This window comes from Yersinia hibernica, assembly GCF_004124235.1.
GTDB lineage: Bacteria > Pseudomonadota > Gammaproteobacteria > Enterobacterales > Enterobacteriaceae > Yersinia > Yersinia hibernica.
Genome location: NZ_CP032487.1, coordinates 2,606,691 through 2,625,367, shown reverse-complemented (window position 1 = coordinate 2,625,367; position 18,677 = coordinate 2,606,691). Strand labels below are relative to the sequence as shown.

Here is an 18,677-nt window from a genome sequence, read left to right as displayed (position 1 = left end):
GTTGTAAACCAAATCAAAGTAAGAATGGTTGACAGTATATCGAAGTTATTTACACTGACGACACTTTTTTCTCTTCTTTGGAGAGGTTGTAATGGCAAATTATATGCGCTGGACAGTCGGGCAAGCCCAGGCCCTGTTTGAAAAACCCTTGTTGGAATTATTGTTTGAAGCACAGCTTATTCATCGCCAACATTTTGATCCACGCCAAGTTCAAGTCAGTACGTTGTTGTCGATTAAAACCGGCGCTTGCCCGGAAGATTGTAAATATTGTCCACAAAGCTCGCGCTATAAAACCGGGCTGGAAAGTGAGCGATTAATGCAAGTCGAGCAAGTGTTGGCGTCCGCGAAAAAAGCCAAAGCCGCGGGTTCAACCCGGTTCTGTATGGGGGCGGCCTGGAAAAACCCTCATGAGCGCGATATGCCTTACTTGGAAAAAATGGTCGAAGGTGTCAAAGCAATGGGGATGGAAACCTGCATGACACTCGGCACATTAGATAAGCAACAAGCCCACCGATTGGCTGATGCTGGGCTGGATTATTACAATCACAATCTGGATACCTCGCCGGAATTCTATGGCAGCATCATCACCACCCGCACTTATCAGGAGCGGCTTGAGACCCTAAGTGAAGTGCGTGATGCCGGCATCAAAGTCTGCTCCGGTGGGATTGTTGGGTTGGGCGAAACTGTTCGTGACCGTGCCGGGTTGCTAGTGCAACTGGCGAATTTGCCCAAACCACCGGAAAGTGTGCCAATCAATATGCTGGTCAAAGTGAAAGGAACACCGCTGGAAAATAATGACGATGTGGATGCTTTCGACTTCATTCGCACCATCGCGATTGCCCGCATCATGATGCCAACCTCTTATGTACGCCTTTCTGCCGGCCGTGAGCAAATGAACGAACAGACACAGGCAATGTGTTTTATGGCCGGGGCCAACTCCATTTTCTATGGCTGCAAATTGCTCACCACGCCGAATCCGGAAGAAGATAAAGATTCCCAACTGTTGCGCAAGTTGGGGCTAAACCCGCAACAGACAGCAACCGATCATGGCGATAATGAACAGCAGCAGGTCCTGACGGCGCAATTATTACACGGCGACTCCTTGCCCGGCGAGCCTGTTCAATTTTATAACGCGGCAGTTTGATGAGCTGGCTAAATAAGATAGAGCGCGGCTTGCAACAGCGGCGCGAGACTGCGGCCTATCGTTCCCGCCAGATTAATGACGGCGCTAATGGCCGCTGGTTACACACCGACACGCGGCGATATCTCAACTTTTCCAGCAATGATTATTTGGGCTTAAGTCAGGATTCAGCGGTGATTGCCGCCTGGCAGCAAGGGGCGCAGCGCTATGGCGTGGGGAGCGGCGGCTCCGGCCATGTGACGGGCTACAGTCGGCCTCATGCCCAATTAGAACAACAGCTTGCTGACTGGTTGGGTTATCCACGGGCTTTATTGTTTATCTCCGGTTATGCCGCCAATCAGGCGGTTTTGGCGGCGTTAACCGCAGCGGAAGATCGAATTCTGGCGGATAAACTCAGTCATGCTTCTTTATTGGAGGCCGCAACCCACTCGCCCGCTCAGTTGCGGCGTTTTGCCCATAATCAAGCCGATTCACTGCAAAAACTGCTCAATAGGCCGTGTTCAGGGCAAACTTTAGTGGTCACTGAAGGGGTTTTTAGCATGGATGGTGACAGTGCGCCCTTGGTGGATTTACAGCAGCACACCGCGCAGGCAGGCGGCTGGTTATTGGTCGATGATGCGCATGGTATTGGAGTGCGGGGTGAGGCGGGGCGCGGCAGTTGCTGGCTGCAAGGTATTCAACCCGAACTGTTGGTGGTCACTTTTGGTAAGGCATTTGGCTTAAGCGGCGCGGCCGTGTTGTGCCAGGAACCGGTGGCTGAATATTTGCTGCAATATGCCCGTCACCTGATTTACAGCACCGCGATGCCACCGGCGCAGGCCTGTGCTTTGCAAACTGCATTATTACGTATTCAGCAAGGTGATGATTTGCGCCAACAACTTGCGCAACGCATTGCGCAATTTCGTCGCGGTGCAGCAGATTTGCCATGGCAATTAGGCGCATCGGAAACCGCCATTCAGCCGCTGTGGGTGGGTGACAATCAACAAACCCTGGCATTGGCGGCGCAATTGCGCGCTGCGGGGTTATGGGTCACCGCTATTCGTCCGCCGACAGTTCCGCCCGGCGGTGCCCGGTTGCGCATTACTCTCAGTGCGGCACATCAATGTGATGATATCGACCACCTGTTGGAGGTGTTGCATGGCGTTTGTCACTGAGCACTCGCGGTCAGCAGCGGGTCATCAGCCCGCAATTAATCAGCCGACAGTGAATAAACCGGCGATTGCGGCGGCTTTTAGCCGGGCTGCAAACAGTTACGATTCGGCGGCTGATTTACAGCGGGCAACCGGGGAGACCTTGCTGGCACTCGGCGCTCAGCACCCCGGGGGGGCGGTTTTGGATGCTGGCTGTGGTACTGGGCATTTCAGCCGCCTCTGGCGCGAGCGCGGTAAGCATGTCATCGCCTTGGATCTGGCCGCCGGTATGTTAGAGCGCGCCCGCCAACATCAGGCCGCTGATGGCTATTTGCTCGGAGATATTGAAAATATTCCGCTGCCGGATCAGTCGGTTGACCTCTGTTTTAGCAACTTGGCGGTACAGTGGTGTGCAGATTTATCCGTGGCGCTGGGGGAGTTGTATCGGGTGACTCGGCCGGGTGGGTGCATTCTGTTTTCCACTTTAGCCGACGGCTCCCTTGATGAATTGGGGCGGGCGTGGCAACAAATTGATGGCAAGCGCCATGTGAATGATTTTCTTTCATTTCAGCATATTAGTGCGGCCTGTCAGGGCTATCGGCACACCCTGACACCCCAGTTATACCAGCAGCAATTTGCAAACGTAATAGCGCTTATGCGCTCGTTACAGGGCATTGGTGCCACGCATTTACATCAGGGGCGCGAGCCAGGGTTGAGTGGCCGTGAGCGCCTAATGGCCTTACAGCGCGCTTATAGCATGCAATCCGGCTACTACCCACTGAGTTACCATTTAGTTTATGGGGTTATTTATCGTGATTAAACGTTGGTTTATCACTGGCACTGATACTGATGTCGGTAAGACGGTTGCCAGTTGTGCATTACTGCAAGCTGCGGCATTGGAGGGCTACCGTACCGCCGGTTATAAGCCGGTCGCCTCGGGTAGTCAGATGACGGCTGATGGTTTGCGTAACAGCGACGCACTGGCATTACAGGCTAACAGCACGCAAGCATTGTCTTATGCGCAGGTGAACCCGCTGACTCTGCTGGAGGCAACCTCGCCACACATTGCCAGCATAAGTGAAGGGCAGGAGATTCATTTGTCTGTCTTATCTGAAGGCTTGCGCCAGCTTGAGCAATCGGCAGATTGGATTCTGGTCGAGGGCGCTGGCGGCTGGTTTACGCCACTTTCTGCCCAAGTCACTTTTGCCGATTGGGTGCAGCAGGAACAATTACCGGTAATTATGGTTGTTGGTGTCAAGCTGGGGTGTATCAATCATGCACTGTTGACGGCTTTGGCTATTCAGCAGGCGGGGTTGCCCTTGGTGGGGTGGGTTGCTAATGAAGTGATGCCCGCGGGCAAGCGGCAAACCGAATATATGGCAACACTGACACAGATGATTAGCGCGCCATTATTGGGCGTAATTCCTCATCTGCCAACTCTTGCTGCTGGTCCGACAGAGCTGCGCGGTCTTGGTCACTACCTGGATTTGAGCTTACTGGCGGCGGAAAGGTAAAGACGACTTTTTGGCCATTTGGTGACGAAAAGGGCTAATACTGGGTATTAGCCCACAATTTCTTGCACAAATATGCTGCTGTGCCGGGCAATTTTGAGTCATATCAACTGGCCAAATGCTCAATAATCATATTTTCATCCAGTAGATCTAACGTCCCCTGCGCCACATTCCGGCCACCTGCCATAAGGCAAAATCTATCCGCAACATGTTGAATAAAAGGTAATCGATGCTCAACTAAAAGCACGGTCATGCCAAGGCCACGACTAAGCTGATGCAAAATATGACCAATATCTTCATTCAGTGGCGGCAATGTGCCACTGCCCGGCTCATCCAGAATCAGCAACTCCGGTTCGGCCACCAATGCTCGGGCAATCGCCAATTGTTGTTGTTGATTGCGAGTCAGTTCCCCACCCCGTTGATTGCGTTTGTCATATAGCAGCGGAAACAACTCAAAAACCCAGCCGGGAATATGGTGCGATTTGTGGCGGCCAGCCAACACGGCTATTAACATATTCTCCTCGACACTCAATTGGGAAAATATCTGCTGCCCTTGCGGGACATAGCCGATGCCGAGAGCCGTGCGCCCCTCGACGGGTTGCTGTAGCAAATTCTGTGGCGGTTGATGGTTAGGTTGCCAGGTCATAGTGCCACTTTTAATGGGCAAATGGCCCATAATACAATTAATTAAGGTGGTTTTGCCTACGCCGTTACGGCCAATCAGACAAGTACATTGGCCGCGTGGAATCTCCAGATTGATATCCCAAAGGATATGGTTCTTACCATAGTATTGATTTACACCGGTTAAACTCAGCATTAGTGCTCTCCTCAGTCGATCTCAGTTATTCACAGGTATCCCGGTGTTCTGTAACGGCTAGTGACGGATTAACCAGCAAATCTGCATACTAGGTAGCGGCAGCACAGCATAAAACACCACATTTCTAACGAGTGGTTGTGAGTGTCTATATATCAAGCAACTCTTGGGCCAAGTTGCCATAAGTTGAGGAAAAATAGGTATGTTAACGGGCTGTAAATGGTTTTGGTGCGCGAGGCTAAATTAAAACTGCAGATGCTGCCGCAGAAAGGCGACTGTGTGGGCGTTTATTGCACTGAAGCAGTGCTTGAAAGAAAATAATGGTGCAATAAAAAGGCCGCACTCAGGCGGTGGTGGCGTCCGCAGGAGGAGAGAGCTGAAATTATAGAATTAGCAAATGGATTTGTTATCACTTATTGAAATATGCGGTGAAATAAAAATGTAAAAAAAACACTAAAAAAGCCAGTTTGCCCCCATTTCAGCGCTAAGCTTGGCTTTTCGCCAACACGCGGCCCTTATGGGGTTGAATGAGTTATCCACCATTCCTGTGGATAACCTTGTGCATTAGCGATAGAAAACTGATGACAGGCGAGAGCCGACGCGGCTTGCGCTGATGTTGTCCGGATTCTCGGCTTTTTAATAATGCCAATTATTTTCAATGAGTTAGTTAAAATCAAGCGCTCAAAAAATATAGGCTGCGTAGATGGATAATCTTTAATCAATAAACGTATCAATAATGTGTTTATGTTAACGGCTGGGGATAAAAATACTTTTAGGGTGCAACGGCCAGCAACATCTCACTGCAACAATGCAAACCAGCGCGGGTGAGAAAAATTTCGGCATTTTGATGTTTTAAGCTGGTTTTATATCCAGTATCATAGTGGTGGCAAAAATCTATGGGGCTTTCATAATTAGCCTCCTGACAGTCTGTATTTCTCCGGCGGGTAGCAAATTCATGAGTAAATTATTCAAACTACATTCTGAGTTTAAACCAGCAGGCGACCAGCCTGAGGCCATCCGCAAATTGGAGGAGGGGCTGGAGAATGGGTTAGCCCATCAGACGTTATTAGGGGTGACCGGCTCGGGTAAAACCTTTACGGTGGCTAATGTTATTGCTGACCTGAATCGGCCGACGATGGTGTTAGCGCCCAATAAAACCTTGGCCGCGCAGCTTTATGGCGAGATGAAAGAGTTCTTTCCCGAGAATGCGGTGGAGTATTTTGTCTCCTACTATGATTATTATCAGCCGGAAGCTTATGTTCCCAGCTCTGATACCTTTATCGAGAAAGATGCTTCTGTCAACGAGCATATCGAGCAAATGCGGCTCTCGGCGACCAAAGCCCTATTGGAGCGGCGCGATGTGGTGGTGGTGGCCTCGGTCTCGGCTATTTATGGCTTGGGTGACCCCGATTTATACCTGAAAATGATGCTGCATTTGACCAAGGGCATGATAATTGATCAGCGTTCCATTTTGCGGCGCTTGTCAGAATTGCAATATAGCCGCAATGATCAGGTGTTCCAACGCGGCACTTTCCGCGTACGTGGTGAGGTGATTGACATCTTCCCGGCGGAATCTGACGAATGGGCGCTGCGGGTTGAGCTGTTTGATGAGGAAGTTGAGCGGCTCTCGATATTTGATCCCCTAACCGGCCAGCTACAGCATGAGGTTCCGCGTTTTACGGTCTATCCTAAAACCCACTACGTCACCCCCAGGGAGCGTATTTTACAGGCCATGGAGGACATCAAAGTTGAATTGGCCGAGCGGCGTAAGGTGCTGTTAGCCAACAATAAATTGATTGAAGAACAGCGTATTACGCAACGCACTCAGTTTGACCTCGAAATGATGAATGAGCTGGGTTATTGCTCCGGTATTGAAAACTATTCCCGCTATCTTTCAGGCCGTGGGCCGGGAGAAGCACCGCCAACACTGTTTGATTACCTGCCAGCAGACGGCTTGCTGATTGTCGATGAATCCCACGTCACCATCCCGCAAATTGGCGGCATGTACAAAGGTGACCGTTCGCGCAAAGAAACCTTGGTAGAATATGGCTTTCGGCTGCCATCGGCACTGGATAACCGCCCCATGCGCTTTGAAGAATTTGAGGCGTTGGCACCACAAACCATTTATGTTTCAGCCACTCCGGGCAAGTATGAACTGGAAAAATCCGGTGGTGAGGTTATTGACCAAGTGGTGCGGCCAACGGGCTTGCTCGACCCATTGATTGAAGTGCGTCCTGTTGCTACTCAAGTGGATGATTTACTGTCAGAAATTCGTATTCGAGCCGCCATTAACGAGCGGGTATTGGTGACCACGCTAACCAAACGGATGGCAGAAGATTTAACCGAATATCTGGAAGAGCATGGCGCGCGGGTGCGTTATCTGCATTCAGATATTGATACAGTGGAGCGGGTCGAGATTATCCGTGACTTGCGCTTGGGCGAGTTTGATGTGCTGGTGGGGATCAACTTACTGCGAGAAGGGCTTGATATGCCAGAGGTTTCTCTGGTCGCTATCCTTGATGCTGATAAAGAAGGTTTCCTGCGTTCTGAGCGCTCCTTAATCCAGACGATTGGCCGCGCGGCACGTAACCTCAATGGCAAAGCGATTCTTTATGGCGACAGAATTACCGCCTCAATGGAAAAAGCCATCGGTGAAACTGAGCGACGCCGGGCCAAGCAGCAAGCCTACAACCAAGAACGCGGCATTATCCCACAGGGGCTTAACAAGAAGATTGGCGATATTCTGCAATTAGGCCAACCCTCTAGCCGAGGTAAAGGGAAAGGGCGGGGCGGCAAAGTGGCCGACACCCATGATTACCAATCTTTGCCACCGAAAGCGCTTGATCAGAAAATCCGTGAGTTGGAGGCGAAGATGTACACCCACGCGCAAAATCTTGAGTTCGAACAAGCGGCAGAATTGCGTGATCAGGTGCATCAGTTGCGCCAGCAATTCATTGCCATATCTTAATCTCTTGCGGCATACCGTGATTCCTCGTAGGGTGTGCCGCTAAAATGAGATTGATGAGATAATAATAAGGCCAAATGATGAGCGAGCATGTATCAAAAGATCCGTTACACGGCGTCACCCTTGAGCAACTGTTGACCAAGCTGGTAGAGCATTATGGTTGGGAAGAGCTGGCCTATCGTATTCGGATCAACTGCTTTACCAGTGATCCGAGCATTAAATCCAGCTTGAAGTTTTTACGCCGCACCCCGTGGGCGCGCGCTAAAGTGGAAGAACTTTATATCCACATGATTGGCAATGCGGCTTTGCAAGAACAGTTCAGGAAGTAATTCTGGCAAGTTATGACACAGAGCTGGCGCCACCCAATTGTTGCAAGGTCGTTTCCAGTGCCAGGCGCAGTAACTCACGGTCATGGCGGTAGGGGATATCTTTCGCTTCCAAAGGCTGCTGGACAATAATCCTGTCTGTAACGCCACTGATATCAATACGCGGGCTTACAATTGCAGCATCAATAATCTTGCGGCCAATTTTGCTTTCCATGATTGCCAGTTTTTCGTGCAATGAGAGTTCAGCGGCAGCGGCGCTAAGCTCGCGCCCCAGATTACCAATATAAATCATGCTGGCAGAGCTACGCCGTAAAGCTTGAGTTAAATCATCCAGCAGTAGCAGTGGCATCAAACTCGTCAAAAAACTGCCAGGGCCGATTAAAATAACATCCGCCTGACTGATAGCTTCGATAGCTTCCTTGGTGGCGTGGACATGGGGCGAAAGCAGCATTTCCTGTGGCATATGAGCCAGTTGGTCAATATTCACTTCACCGTAAACCGGGTGCCCTTCACTGTCGATGGCCAGCAAGTCGACCGGCTGTTCTGACATGGGAATCAACCAGGCATCTACCTTCAGCAAGCTACGCACCAGATTAATGGCTTCAATTGGTCGGATGCTGAGATGATCGAGCGCTTTAAGCATTAAATTGCCCAAATTATGGCCCGCCAGCTCACCATTACCGGTAAAACGGTATTCGAACATTGCCGATGCCACACTAGGCTCTGTTATCAATTGATTCAGGCAGTTACGGGTATCTCCCCACGCAATCCCCCCTTCGGAACGACGTATACGGCCAGTCGAACCGCCATTATCAGTGGTGGTCACTATGCCGGTCAGACGTGAGCCTAAAGAGGAAAGGGATGACATCACCCGCCCCAAACCATGGCCACCACCTAATGCAACCACCCGGTCAAGGTCCGCTAATGTGCGATTTCGCATATTTCTCCTGCCTATATATTGTTGCTTGACTCTAACAGCCTATACCCGCCATCTTTCAAAATGTAGGTATGATATTGATCGCCCTTGCTTAACCACATCACTGACTTGAGTCTGCCATTGAAAGCTATTGGGTGCTGCCTCATAGTGAATTGCCGCATAAGTTAACGGATTTGTCGTCAAAACGCGATAAAAGGCATGATTTTCGTGATTTTAAACAAAGTATTAGCCGTGGAATAAAATAATCTCAATAACTGTAAGTTTTATTGTGTAAGTCGTTGTATATAAAAATATATAGCGAAAAACTGCCATTGGCTATCTTGTCATTTTAGCGTTAGAATCTGTCGGGAAAGTAAGGTTTTTAGTGATGAGTCGCTGATATAAATCTCGCTTTTTTAACCATGGCTCAGTTAGCTGTCAACAACAGTAACCTGAGCACAAACTCCTAGCCTTAGTGTCTAAGTTGTTGCATTTATGAACAATATGATGCTCTGGCCGTGGCTTTAAGCCACCAGGGTGCGAGGTAGAAATGCCTGCATCTCCCGTATTTGGAAAGGTGTTATGGTACAGCTTACAGACGCATTTGCGCGCAAGTTCTATTACTTGCGCCTATCGATTACCGATGTGTGCAATTTTCGCTGCACATATTGCTTGCCTGATGGTTATCGCCCGGATGGGGCAAAAAGTTTTCTGAGCCTTAGCGAAATAAGCCGCATTAGCCGTGCTTTTGCTATGTTAGGGACTGAAAAGATCCGTTTAACCGGTGGCGAGCCCTCTATGCGCCGCGATTTTACCGATATCATCGCCACTATCCGGCAAAACCCAGCGATCCGCACTTTGGCGGTAACCACTAATGGTTACCGTTTGGCCCGTGATGCTGCTCAGTGGCGTGATGCCGGGCTGACGGCGATTAATGTCAGTGTTGATAGCCTTGATCCCCGGCAGTTTCATGCCATCACCGGGCAAGATAAATTTCATCAAGTAATGCAAGGCATTGATGCCGCTTTTGATGCGGGCTTTGAGAAAGTCAAAATCAATGCGGTACTGATGCGGGATGTGAATGACCGCAATCTCAATGCATTCCTGCACTGGATAAAATCTCGCCCCATCCAACTGCGGTTTATTGAACTTATGGAAACCGGTGAAGGCGGCAATTTGTTTCGCAAACACCATGTTCCTGGTGGTGTCATTCGTGAACAATTACTTCAGCAAGGTTGGCTGCAGCAACAGCGCGCACGCAGTGATGGCCCGGCTCAGGTGTTCTCTCACCCGGACTACTTAGGGGAGATTGGCCTGATTATGCCGTATGAAAAAGACTTCTGTGCCAGCTGTAACCGCCTGCGTGTTTCTGCACTGGGAAATCTGCATTTATGCTTATTTGGCGAGCAGGGTATTACGCTGCGTGACCTGCTAGGCAGTGATGATCAGCAGTATGAATTAATGGCGCGGATTCAAAGTGCCTTGCAAACCAAGAAGCAAACGCATTTCTTGCATCAAGGTAACAGCGGCATTACGCAGAATTTATCGTTTATTGGTGGCTGATCGGCTGCAATATCAAGACCAAAGGTAATATATGACCCAACTGACTCACATTAATGCCGCTGGTGAAGCCCATATGGTGGATGTCTCCGCCAAAGCTGAAACCGTACGTGAAGCCCGTGCGGAAGCTTTTGTTGAAATGCAGGCTGCAACATTGGCGATGATTATCGATGGGAGCCATCATAAAGGCGATGTGTTTGCTACCGCGCGGATTGCTGGCATTCAGGCGGCTAAAAAAACGTGGGAATTGATCCCGCTATGCCACCCATTGCTGCTAACCAAAGTGGAAGTCCAGCTGCAAGCACAGCCAGAACATAACAGAGTCCGTATTGAATCCTGCTGCCGCTTGACCGGTAAAACCGGGGTAGAAATGGAGGCTCTCACCGCGGCATCGGTGGCTGCGTTGACCATTTACGACATGTGCAAAGCGGTGCAAAAAGACATGATAATTGGCCCGGTGCGCTTGTTGGCAAAAAGCGGCGGGAAATCCGGTGATTTTAAGGTAACCTCATGATTCAAATTCTGTTTTTTGCTCAAGTGCGTGAGCTGGTAGGGACTGACCGCTTGCAAGTGGCCGCGGAGTTTCCAACGGTTGAAGCGCTACGCCAAGCCTTGTGTCAGCGGGGTGAGCGCTGGCAGTTAGCTCTTGAGGAGGGCAAATTGCTCACGGCGGTCAATCAATCGCTGGTCAATGCTCAGCATCCTTTGGTTGCGGGTGATGAGGTGGCTTTCTTCCCGCCAGTGACGGGAGGTTAATGATGGACAACACTCGCATTCGTGTCGGGCCGGAGCCATTCAATGTCGGTGAAGAATACACCTGGTTATCACAATGTGATGAAGATGGTGCGGTGGTGACCTTTACCGGCAAAGTCCGCAACCACAACCTGGGGGCCAATGTCAGTGCTTTGACACTGGAGCATTACCCGGGAATGACAGAAAAAGCGCTAGATGAAATTATTGCCGCCGCGCGCCGCCGCTGGCCCTTACAGCGCGTGTCCGTCATTCATCGGGTGGGGCCGCTCTTCCCCGGCGATGAAATCGTCTTTGTCGGCGTGACCAGCGCTCATCGCAGTATGGCATTTGAGTCCGCTGAGTTTATTATGGACTATTTGAAAACACGGGCCCCATTCTGGAAACGCGAAGTGACCGCTGACGGCGAACGTTGGGTCGAATCACGCGACAGTGATCATCGTGCTGCCAAGCGTTGGTAAACTGTACGTAAACCCGTGTAAAGATTGGCCCTAAATAGCTATTTTAACTCCCTTGTTTACCGTATTTCTGTGATACCCTTAAAGAGTCGGTGGGCTGTCAGTTGATGGCCTGTATCATTATTTATATGCATAAGGTAACTACCATGGATCGCTATCCACGCTCTAATGGTTCAATTGTCGAACGTGCCAACACGGGCATTCAGGCATATATGGCGCAGGTATACGGCTGGATGACCTGTGGTCTGTTATTAACGGCGGTTGTTGCTTGGTATGCCGCAAACACCCCTGCGATACTTAACTTTATCTTCTCCAGCCAGATTACTTTTTTTGGACTGATTATTGTCCAATTAGGGCTAGTATTTGTTATTTCTGGCATGGTTAACCGCTTAAGTGGTTCAATGGCGACGTCGCTGTTTATGCTCTACTCAGCATTAACCGGCTTAACGATATCCAGCATTTTCATCATGTACACCAGCTCTTCTATCGCCAGCACATTCTTGATTGCTGCCGGGATGTTTGGTGCCATGAGCTTCTACGGTTACACCACCAAACGTGATTTGAGTGGCATGGGCAGCATGCTGTTTATGGGCCTGATTGGTATCGTGCTGGCTTCAATTGTTAACATCTGGCTGAAAAGCACGGCACTGATGTGGGCGGTGACCTACATTGGGGTGTTGGTGTTTGTTGGCCTGACAGCCTACGATACTCAGAAACTGAAAAACATGGGTTCACAGTTGGATGCTAATGATAAAGATAGCTTCCGCAAATACTCCATCGTCGGTGCGTTGACTCTGTATCTCGATTTTATCAACCTGTTCCTGATGCTACTGCGGATTTTCGGTAACCGCCGCTAAGCGGGTTGATTAAGGGCTGCGACGCGGCAAATTTGCCCGCCGTACGCTGCTCGAAATGCTCATTGACCGATGTCAGCTGCGGGCGTCGGTCAACTTTTTGGTCTCGCCACTTAATCGAACTCAGCTTAGGCTGATATTCTTTGCCAGTTCTAGCGCACGGCCTCCCCAATTCCCATTCATACCCTTAGGCAATTTTCCGCCTAAACATCCCATAAGCGGCACTGCCTGTTGTGGCGGTTATCACCAGCAGCGGCCATAAGCTGTGCCAGATAATATCGAAGCTGGCATCCTTGAGGTAAATCTGTTTGGTGATATCCGTAAAATGGCGGATGGGATTGATCCAGGTGATATTTTGCAGCCAAATAGGCATGTTTTCCACCGGGGAGACATAACCGGACAGCAAGATTGCGGGCATCATAAAGACAAACACGCCGATAAATGCTTGTTGCTGAGTTGAACATAGCGATGAAATTAATAAGCCAAAGCCGACCAGCGACAGGCCATAGAGCAGCATGGTGCCATAAAATAGCGCCAATGATCCCGCAAAGGGGATTTGGTAGAAAAAGATGCCGATAAACAACACGATAGTTGCCTGAAATGTGGCCACAATCAGTGCCGGAACTGCTTTGCCGATAAAAATCTGCCAGGTGGTCAATGGCGAAACTAAAAGCTGTTCCAGTGTCCCTTGCTCCCGCTCACGCGCCACCGACAGTGACGTCACAATCAGCACGCCAATGGTTGTAATCATCGCAATCAATGATGGCACCACGAACCATTTGTAATCCAGATTTGGGTTATACCAATTTCGAATCACGAGTTCACTGTTATTGGGCTTGATTTGCCCTTGGGTCAATTCTAATTGGTACTCTTGGACAATTTGCTGAATGTAATTTGCCGCTATCTGAGCACTGTTGGAGTTGCGCCCATCCAATACCAGTTGTAACTGAGTTGTTTTGCCATTAGCTAAATTCGCACTGAACTGCTCAGGAAAACGAATCAGCAGCAGCGCTTGCTGATTATCAATCACGGGCTGAATCTCTTGTGGGCTGTGTAGCAGTAATACATGAGAAAATGCTTCAGCTTTAGCAAAGCGCTGAGTGAGCTCAATGGAGGCTTTGCCGCTATCTTCGCTGTAAATTGCGATAGTGGCATTGGTCACTTCCAAGGTGGCCGCAAATGGGAATAATATCACCTGCAATATCACTGGCATGATTAATATCGCCCGGGTTTGTGGTTCGCGCAGTAGGGACTGCAACTCTTTAATAATCAATGTGTAAAGGCGATGAAACATGGTTAACTCCCTTCCTTTAATCTAACCGCCGATTGGTTTTCCATGCTGTCAGCCCGATAAACACGGTTGCCGATGCAATCAAAAACAACAGGTTAATCACCAACACGGTGCCAATATTCCCCGCTAGGAACAGGGTTTGTAAGCTACTGACAAAATAGCGGGCGGGAATGATATAGGTTACGGCGCGAACCACCGCGGGCATGCTGTCAATTTCAAAAATAAAGCCTGACAGCATCACTGCGGGCAGGAATGCGGCATTCAATGCCACCATCGCCGCATTGAATTGATTGCGGGTGATGGTCGAAATCAACAGCCCCATCCCCAGTGTGCTGGCTAAGAACAGGCTGGTCATGACAAATAATATGGCCAATGAGCCGCGATAGGGCACGCCGAGAATGAATACCGACACCACCATACACAGTGTCATGGCTATCATGCCGAGCACGTAATAAGGGATGAGTTTCGACAGCAGCAGTTCAGTGCGCGTGATTTGAGTCGACAGTAATGCTTCCATGGTGCCGCGTTCCCATTCGCGGGCGATCACCAAGGAGGTAAGGATCGCGCCAATCACTGTCATGATAATCGTGATAGCACCAGGAATAATAAAATGTCGGCTGATGGCGGCGGGGTTAAACCAATAACGTACCTGAATTTCTATCAGCGGATCATTTTTTTGCCCCAGATTTTGCGCCTGTTGTTGCTGCCAAATTTGCCACACACCTTGGGCATAGCCTTGCACAAAGTTGGCGGTGTTCGGCTCACTGCCGTCAGTAATGACCTGAATCGGCGCTTTACTCTCCGGGCGCGCAAGTTGCTCGGCAAAATCATTGGGAATGACAATCAACCCGCGAATTTTACCGGCTTGCATTGCTTGAATCAGTGCCTGACGATTATCACTGATTTGCGGCGAGATATACGGCGAACTGGCAAATGCATTGGCCAAATCTTGTGCCGGTTTGCTCTGTTGCTCCATCAAAATGCCAATATGCAGTTTGCTCGAATCAAGATTGATGCCGTAGCCAAAAATAAACAGCAGCAGCAAGGGGATGACAAACGCGATGAGCCCGCTGCTGGGGTCGCGCAAGATTTGCCGCGTTTCTTTACGGCATAATGCCCGCAGACGGCGCCAGGAGAATCCGGTGTCATGATAAGTTTCACCCTCATTTGCCGGGAATTTATTCAGCTCGCTCATGATTGTTGCTCCTTATCGTTTTGCTGGTCATAGCGCAAGACCAGTTCGATAAATGCATCTTCCATGGATGGGTTAGGGTTTGTATCCGTGGCAACTTGCTGCTTGAGCTCATCTGGCGTGCCCGCAGCAATAATTTTACCGCGGTAAACCAGCCCGATACGGTCACAGTATTCCGCTTCATCCATAAAGTGGGTGGTGACCATGACAGTCACACCTTTATCTACCATCCCATTGATATGTAGCCAAAATTCTCGGCGGGTGAGGGGGTCGACACCGGAGGTCGGCTCATCAAGAAATAGAATGTCAGGTTCATGCATCAGCGCACAAGCCAGCGCCAGCCGTTGCTTAAAGCCAAGCGGCAATGAATCCGGAGTTTGCTTAATAATGGGGGTGAAATTAAACGCCGACGTCATGTCGGCTATTTTATTGCGCTGAGTTTTCCCTTGCAGACCATAAACACCGGAGAAAAACTTCAGATTTTGCTCTACTGTCAGGTTGCCATACAGTGAGAATTTTTGCGCCATATAGCCCAAATGCTGGCGTGCTTTGCCGGAACTGGTTTTTAAATCCATCCCGAGCACTAATGCTTTGCCGCCGGTGGGAACCAGCAAACCACACATCATTTTGAATGTGGTGGATTTACCGGCCCCATTGGGCCCGAGCAGACCAAATATTTCGCCGCGTTTTACCTGAAAATTGACATGATCGGTCGCGGCGAAATCACCAAACTTCTTGGTCAACTCCTGGGCTTCAATCACGGTTTCATCGTGACGGCCCTCCACGCGGGGCATAATTTTCGCCAGTGCCGATTCACTGGCTGGCCCACCCCCCAACAGGTCAATAAAAGCATCCTCAAAGCGCGGCTCCGCTTCCATTATTTTGCCATTAGGTTGATTTAACAGCGGTAATAGTTGGCTGTGGTCCACCCCCGGCTTGATAATCAGCCGTACATATTTGCCCTGAATCACCCCATCACTAACCTGTGGCAAGGTCAATGCGTGCTGTAATAGTTTGCGGTTAGTGCCGCTTTGGGCGGCGAGCAAAATAGTCCGGCCGCTCATGCGCTGAGTCAGCGCTTGCGGCGCGCCGCTATAGAGTAATTTTCCCTCATTGAGCAGCAATACTTCGCGGCATTGTTCGGCTTCATCCAGATAAGAAGTGCTCCACAAGATAAGCATGCCGTCGCTGGCTAACTCATGAACCATACGCCACAACTCGCGGCGTGAAATAGGGTCGACACCCACTCCCGGTTCATCCAGCAATAAAACTTTCGGCTGGCCGACCAAAGTACAAGCTAGCCCCAACTTTTGTTTCATTCCGCCGGACAATTTGCCCGCCAAGCGCCCGGTAAAGCGGGTCAAATCCGTAAATGTTAACAGCCGCTCAAATGTTTGGCGGCGCAGTTCGCCGGTGACGCCGCGTAAATCGGCATACAGTGTCAGGTTTTCCATCACCGTCAAATCTTCATACAAACCAAATTTCTGCGGCATATAGCCGAGGATGGAATGCAATTGGCGATCATTTTCCAATGGGTCGAGGCCGACGACGGTCATCTTGCCATGGCTGGGTTTGAGTAACCCGGCCAACATTCGCAGCAATGTTGTTTTCCCGGCACCGTCTGGCCCGACTAAACCGGTGACTGCGCCACTGCGGATTTCAGCGGTCAGACTGGCAACGGCAGGGCTTTCTAGTCCGGGGAAGGATTTTTCGACCCCCTCCAGAGTGATAAGATGCTGGATAGCATTCATAGCTCATGGTGCCTTAAGGTTGAACAAAACGGACGGTGACCGGCATACCTTGGCGCAGGGATTCATCTGCATCCGTGATGATAATTCGTAAGCGATAAACCAGGTCAGTTCGCAAGTCCGGTGTTTCCACACTCTTCGGCGTAAATTCGGCGGTCGGTGAAACAAACCCGATTTTGCCGTGATAGGGCTTATTGGGGCGGCCATCGGTAAAGATTTCGACTGCAGCGCCAGGAATGGCTTGGCTCAAATGGCGCTCACTAACATAGGCCCGCACCCAGACCGGGTCAGTCAGCGAAAGGGTAAATACGGTATTGCTGGCGGATAAAATGGTGCCCGGCTCCACCGCGCGAGTCAGCACGGTACCGCCAGAGGGCGAGAGCAGGGTGGTATCTTGTAAGTTGAGCTGGGCTTGGGCTAATTCAGCTTCACTTTGTGCCAAATTGGCTTCGGCTTGCGCGATTTCTTGCGGGCGGTTACCACTTAGGTATTGAGCCAGTTTATCTTTCGAGGCTTGTAAATTGGCCTGCGCCTGATTACGCGCGGTACGGGCATTTTCTAACTCATTCGCTGAGGTGGCTTTATTGGCCCACAGCCCTTGTTGGCGTTTCAGGAAGCTATCGGCGTAACTGAATGCGGCCTCTCGCTGAGAGACTTCGGAGCGCACTTGGGCAATCTCTTCATCGCGATAGCCGGCTTTGAGCAACGCCAATTGGGCTTGTGCACTCTGAACATTGGCTTGCGCCTGTTTGAGGGCATTAAGATAAGGGCCGTCATCCAATTTTCCCAAGATTTCGCCCGGCTGAATTTTATCCCCTTCATCGACCGCCAGAGAGGCCAATCGGCCACCAACACGAAAGCCCAGATTCACGGTACGAATATCGACATTGCCGTATAACGTCAATGTGGCGTCCTGTTGTTGACGATAATAACTCCATCCGTAACCTATTGCCGCCAGCAGGGCGACAATCACGACGGCCACTATAATCTTCTTGCGATTCATAATGCTCCCTATCTGTTACTGATTTTTCATGACAACAAGGTCAGTGATTTCACCGTAATGTTTTGGCCCGCAGCCCATAGAGCAGCAGGTCAATATGTTCGATAAGCACTTGATTAATCATCTCACTTTCAGTCTCACCAATTTCCAGCCACCCAGCTTGCCGGCGGATAGTCTCTCGCCCCATGCGAAAAGCGAGAACTTCGCCGATCAATGCATGAGTATGAAGAATAGTTTTTGTCGCACTGGCATCAACACCAATAAATGCAGCCAACAGCAGATTCAGTTTTTGATGTAGCGGAGCAATGGCTTGAGTATGAATCAGTGGATAAGCATCACTGGGCGAAAGCTGCTCACGCGCCATGATTTTGCTGATATTGAGTGTTTCTGGCTGTGTCATTAAATGACTGAATTCCAGTAATCCACGGCGAATATAATGTAGCTGTTGTTCAGGGTGTTGCTCTTGGCGAGGGTGCTGGAGGAACTGGTCAATCTCCGCTGATAGAGGAGCGAAAGCCTGCTGGATAAAATCCGCAATTTGCTGAGCAACTGCCAGATACAAACCTTCTTTGGAATTGAAATAGTAGGTAATTGCAGCAATATTCTGGCCTGCGCGCTGTGCAATCTCGCGCGTGGTCGCCCCTTTCAAACCCTGTTCACCGAATAATTCGGTCGCCGCTTGTAATAGTTGCTGCCGGGCTTGTTCACCGCGGATTGTGGTCGGTATTGATGGCGTTGAAGAATGAGACATAGGTTCCATACCCATTAAATGTCATTTTTGTTAATATTAATAGATAGCTAAATAATAAATCAATCATATGATTAACTTTAGGTCGTCACTGAGAATATGTAAAGTGACGGCCGAGATTAGGCCGGTTTTTGTGATCGAAAGTGGATTAATCGGCAGTAATAAATCAGTTTTCTTGATATTTAACTTAATAAAAATCTTAAGAAATAGCTAAAATTCCCTTTTCTGGCTAAACATCTGTTATAATCAGCCGCAATGGTGCACTGCAGTTTG

Annotated in this window: 18 protein-coding genes and 1 riboswitch; of the genes, 11 read left to right on the top strand and 7 right to left on the bottom strand. The window is 49.8% G+C overall.

Annotated elements, in window-relative coordinates:
- Nucleotides 1–91: 91 nt before the first annotated feature.
- The 4 genes from bioB to bioD are packed head-to-tail and all read left to right on the top strand — an operon-like array spanning nucleotide 92 to nucleotide 3,785.
- Nucleotides 92–1,144, top strand: a complete 1,053-nt coding sequence (gene bioB, locus D5F51_RS12410) for a biotin synthase BioB (protein WP_129197091.1) — start codon at nucleotides 92–94, stop codon at nucleotides 1,142–1,144.
- A complete protein-coding gene (bioF, locus tag D5F51_RS12405) occupies nucleotides 1,144–2,295 on the top strand; it encodes an 8-amino-7-oxononanoate synthase (RefSeq protein WP_129197089.1) in 1,152 nt (383 codons plus the stop codon). The genes bioB and bioF overlap by 1 nt, the downstream gene beginning before the upstream one ends.
- Nucleotides 2,279–3,091, top strand: coding sequence for a malonyl-ACP O-methyltransferase BioC (bioC, locus tag D5F51_RS12400; RefSeq protein ID WP_129197087.1), 813 nt, complete (start codon nucleotides 2,279–2,281; stop codon nucleotides 3,089–3,091). The genes bioF and bioC overlap by 17 nt, the downstream gene beginning before the upstream one ends.
- Nucleotides 3,084–3,785 (top strand): dethiobiotin synthase, encoded by a 702-nt coding sequence (gene bioD, locus D5F51_RS12395; protein ID WP_025377678.1) that lies wholly within the window; start codon nucleotides 3,084–3,086, stop codon nucleotides 3,783–3,785. Before bioC ends, bioD begins: the two co-directional genes overlap by 8 nt.
- A gap of 103 nt (nucleotides 3,786–3,888) precedes the next feature.
- Here bioD and D5F51_RS12390 read toward each other — a convergent pair whose 3' ends face one another.
- Nucleotides 3,889–4,599: a branched-chain amino acid ABC transporter ATP-binding protein gene (locus D5F51_RS12390; RefSeq protein WP_025377679.1), complete on the bottom strand. Its 711-nt coding sequence runs from the start codon at nucleotides 4,597–4,599 to the stop codon at nucleotides 3,889–3,891.
- 952 nt (nucleotides 4,600–5,551) lie between these two features.
- Here D5F51_RS12390 and uvrB point away from each other — a divergent pair.
- Both uvrB and D5F51_RS12380 read left to right on the top strand, forming a co-directional pair.
- Nucleotides 5,552–7,564, top strand: a complete 2,013-nt coding sequence (gene uvrB / locus D5F51_RS12385) for an excinuclease ABC subunit UvrB (RefSeq protein WP_129197085.1) — start codon at nucleotides 5,552–5,554, stop codon at nucleotides 7,562–7,564.
- A 77-nt stretch (nucleotides 7,565–7,641) separates the two neighbouring features.
- Nucleotides 7,642–7,890: a VF530 family protein gene (locus D5F51_RS12380; protein WP_129199337.1), complete on the top strand. Its 249-nt coding sequence runs from the start codon at nucleotides 7,642–7,644 to the stop codon at nucleotides 7,888–7,890.
- Nucleotides 7,891–7,900: 10 nt separating this feature from the next.
- Here D5F51_RS12380 and yvcK read toward each other — a convergent pair whose 3' ends face one another.
- The gene (gene yvcK / locus D5F51_RS12375) at nucleotides 7,901–8,827 is read right to left on the bottom strand and encodes a uridine diphosphate-N-acetylglucosamine-binding protein YvcK (protein WP_129197082.1); all 927 of its coding nucleotides are present in this window, start codon (nucleotides 8,825–8,827) and stop codon (nucleotides 7,901–7,903) included.
- Nucleotides 8,828–9,254: 427 nt separating this feature from the next.
- Nucleotides 9,255–9,399, top strand: a riboswitch (molybdenum cofactor riboswitch).
- On the opposite strand from yvcK, the gene moaA reads away from it, so the two are divergent.
- The 5 genes from moaA (at nucleotide 9,386) to D5F51_RS12350 (ending at nucleotide 12,428) form a co-directional block, all read left to right on the top strand.
- Nucleotides 9,386–10,366, top strand: coding sequence for a GTP 3',8-cyclase MoaA (gene moaA / locus D5F51_RS12370; protein WP_129197080.1), 981 nt, complete (start codon nucleotides 9,386–9,388; stop codon nucleotides 10,364–10,366). Its footprint overlaps the riboswitch before it by 14 nt.
- A gap of 31 nt (nucleotides 10,367–10,397) precedes the next feature.
- Entirely contained in the window at nucleotides 10,398–10,877 is a 480-nt protein-coding gene (gene moaC, locus D5F51_RS12365) for a cyclic pyranopterin monophosphate synthase MoaC (protein ID WP_025377684.1), read from the top strand.
- Nucleotides 10,874–11,119: a molybdopterin synthase sulfur carrier subunit gene (moaD, locus tag D5F51_RS12360; protein ID WP_025377685.1), complete on the top strand. Its 246-nt coding sequence runs from the start codon at nucleotides 10,874–10,876 to the stop codon at nucleotides 11,117–11,119. The genes moaC and moaD overlap by 4 nt, the downstream gene beginning before the upstream one ends.
- A 2-nt stretch (nucleotides 11,120–11,121) precedes the next feature.
- Entirely contained in the window at nucleotides 11,122–11,574 is a 453-nt protein-coding gene (moaE, locus tag D5F51_RS12355) for a molybdopterin synthase catalytic subunit MoaE (protein ID WP_162301842.1), read from the top strand.
- 143 nt (nucleotides 11,575–11,717) lie between these two features.
- Nucleotides 11,718–12,428, top strand: a complete 711-nt coding sequence (locus tag D5F51_RS12350) for a Bax inhibitor-1/YccA family protein (protein WP_025377687.1) — start codon at nucleotides 11,718–11,720, stop codon at nucleotides 12,426–12,428.
- Between the two features lie 184 nt (nucleotides 12,429–12,612).
- Here D5F51_RS12350 and D5F51_RS12345 read toward each other — a convergent pair whose 3' ends face one another.
- Genes D5F51_RS12345 through D5F51_RS12325 form a run of 5 tightly spaced genes read right to left on the bottom strand, consistent with a single transcriptional unit; the run spans nucleotide 12,613 to nucleotide 18,416 of the window.
- Nucleotides 12,613–13,719 (bottom strand): ABC transporter permease, encoded by a 1,107-nt coding sequence (locus D5F51_RS12345; RefSeq protein ID WP_025377688.1) that lies wholly within the window; start codon nucleotides 13,717–13,719, stop codon nucleotides 12,613–12,615.
- A 16-nt stretch (nucleotides 13,720–13,735) separates the two neighbouring features.
- Entirely contained in the window at nucleotides 13,736–14,911 is a 1,176-nt protein-coding gene (locus D5F51_RS12340; protein WP_129197076.1) for an ABC transporter permease, read from the bottom strand.
- Nucleotides 14,908–16,659 carry an ATP-binding cassette domain-containing protein gene (locus tag D5F51_RS12335; protein WP_129197074.1) on the bottom strand — a complete coding sequence of 584 codons (1,752 nt, stop codon included), beginning with the start codon at nucleotides 16,657–16,659 and terminating at the stop codon, nucleotides 14,908–14,910. The genes D5F51_RS12340 and D5F51_RS12335 overlap by 4 nt, the downstream gene beginning before the upstream one ends.
- Nucleotides 16,660–16,672: 13 nt before the next feature.
- The gene (gene hlyD / locus D5F51_RS12330; protein ID WP_129197072.1) at nucleotides 16,673–17,659 is read right to left on the bottom strand and encodes a secretion protein HlyD; all 987 of its coding nucleotides are present in this window, start codon (nucleotides 17,657–17,659) and stop codon (nucleotides 16,673–16,675) included.
- Between the two features lie 49 nt (nucleotides 17,660–17,708).
- Nucleotides 17,709–18,416: a transcriptional regulator gene (locus D5F51_RS12325; protein WP_391592411.1), complete on the bottom strand. Its 708-nt coding sequence runs from the start codon at nucleotides 18,414–18,416 to the stop codon at nucleotides 17,709–17,711.
- Between the last annotated feature and the right edge of the window lie 261 nt (nucleotides 18,417–18,677).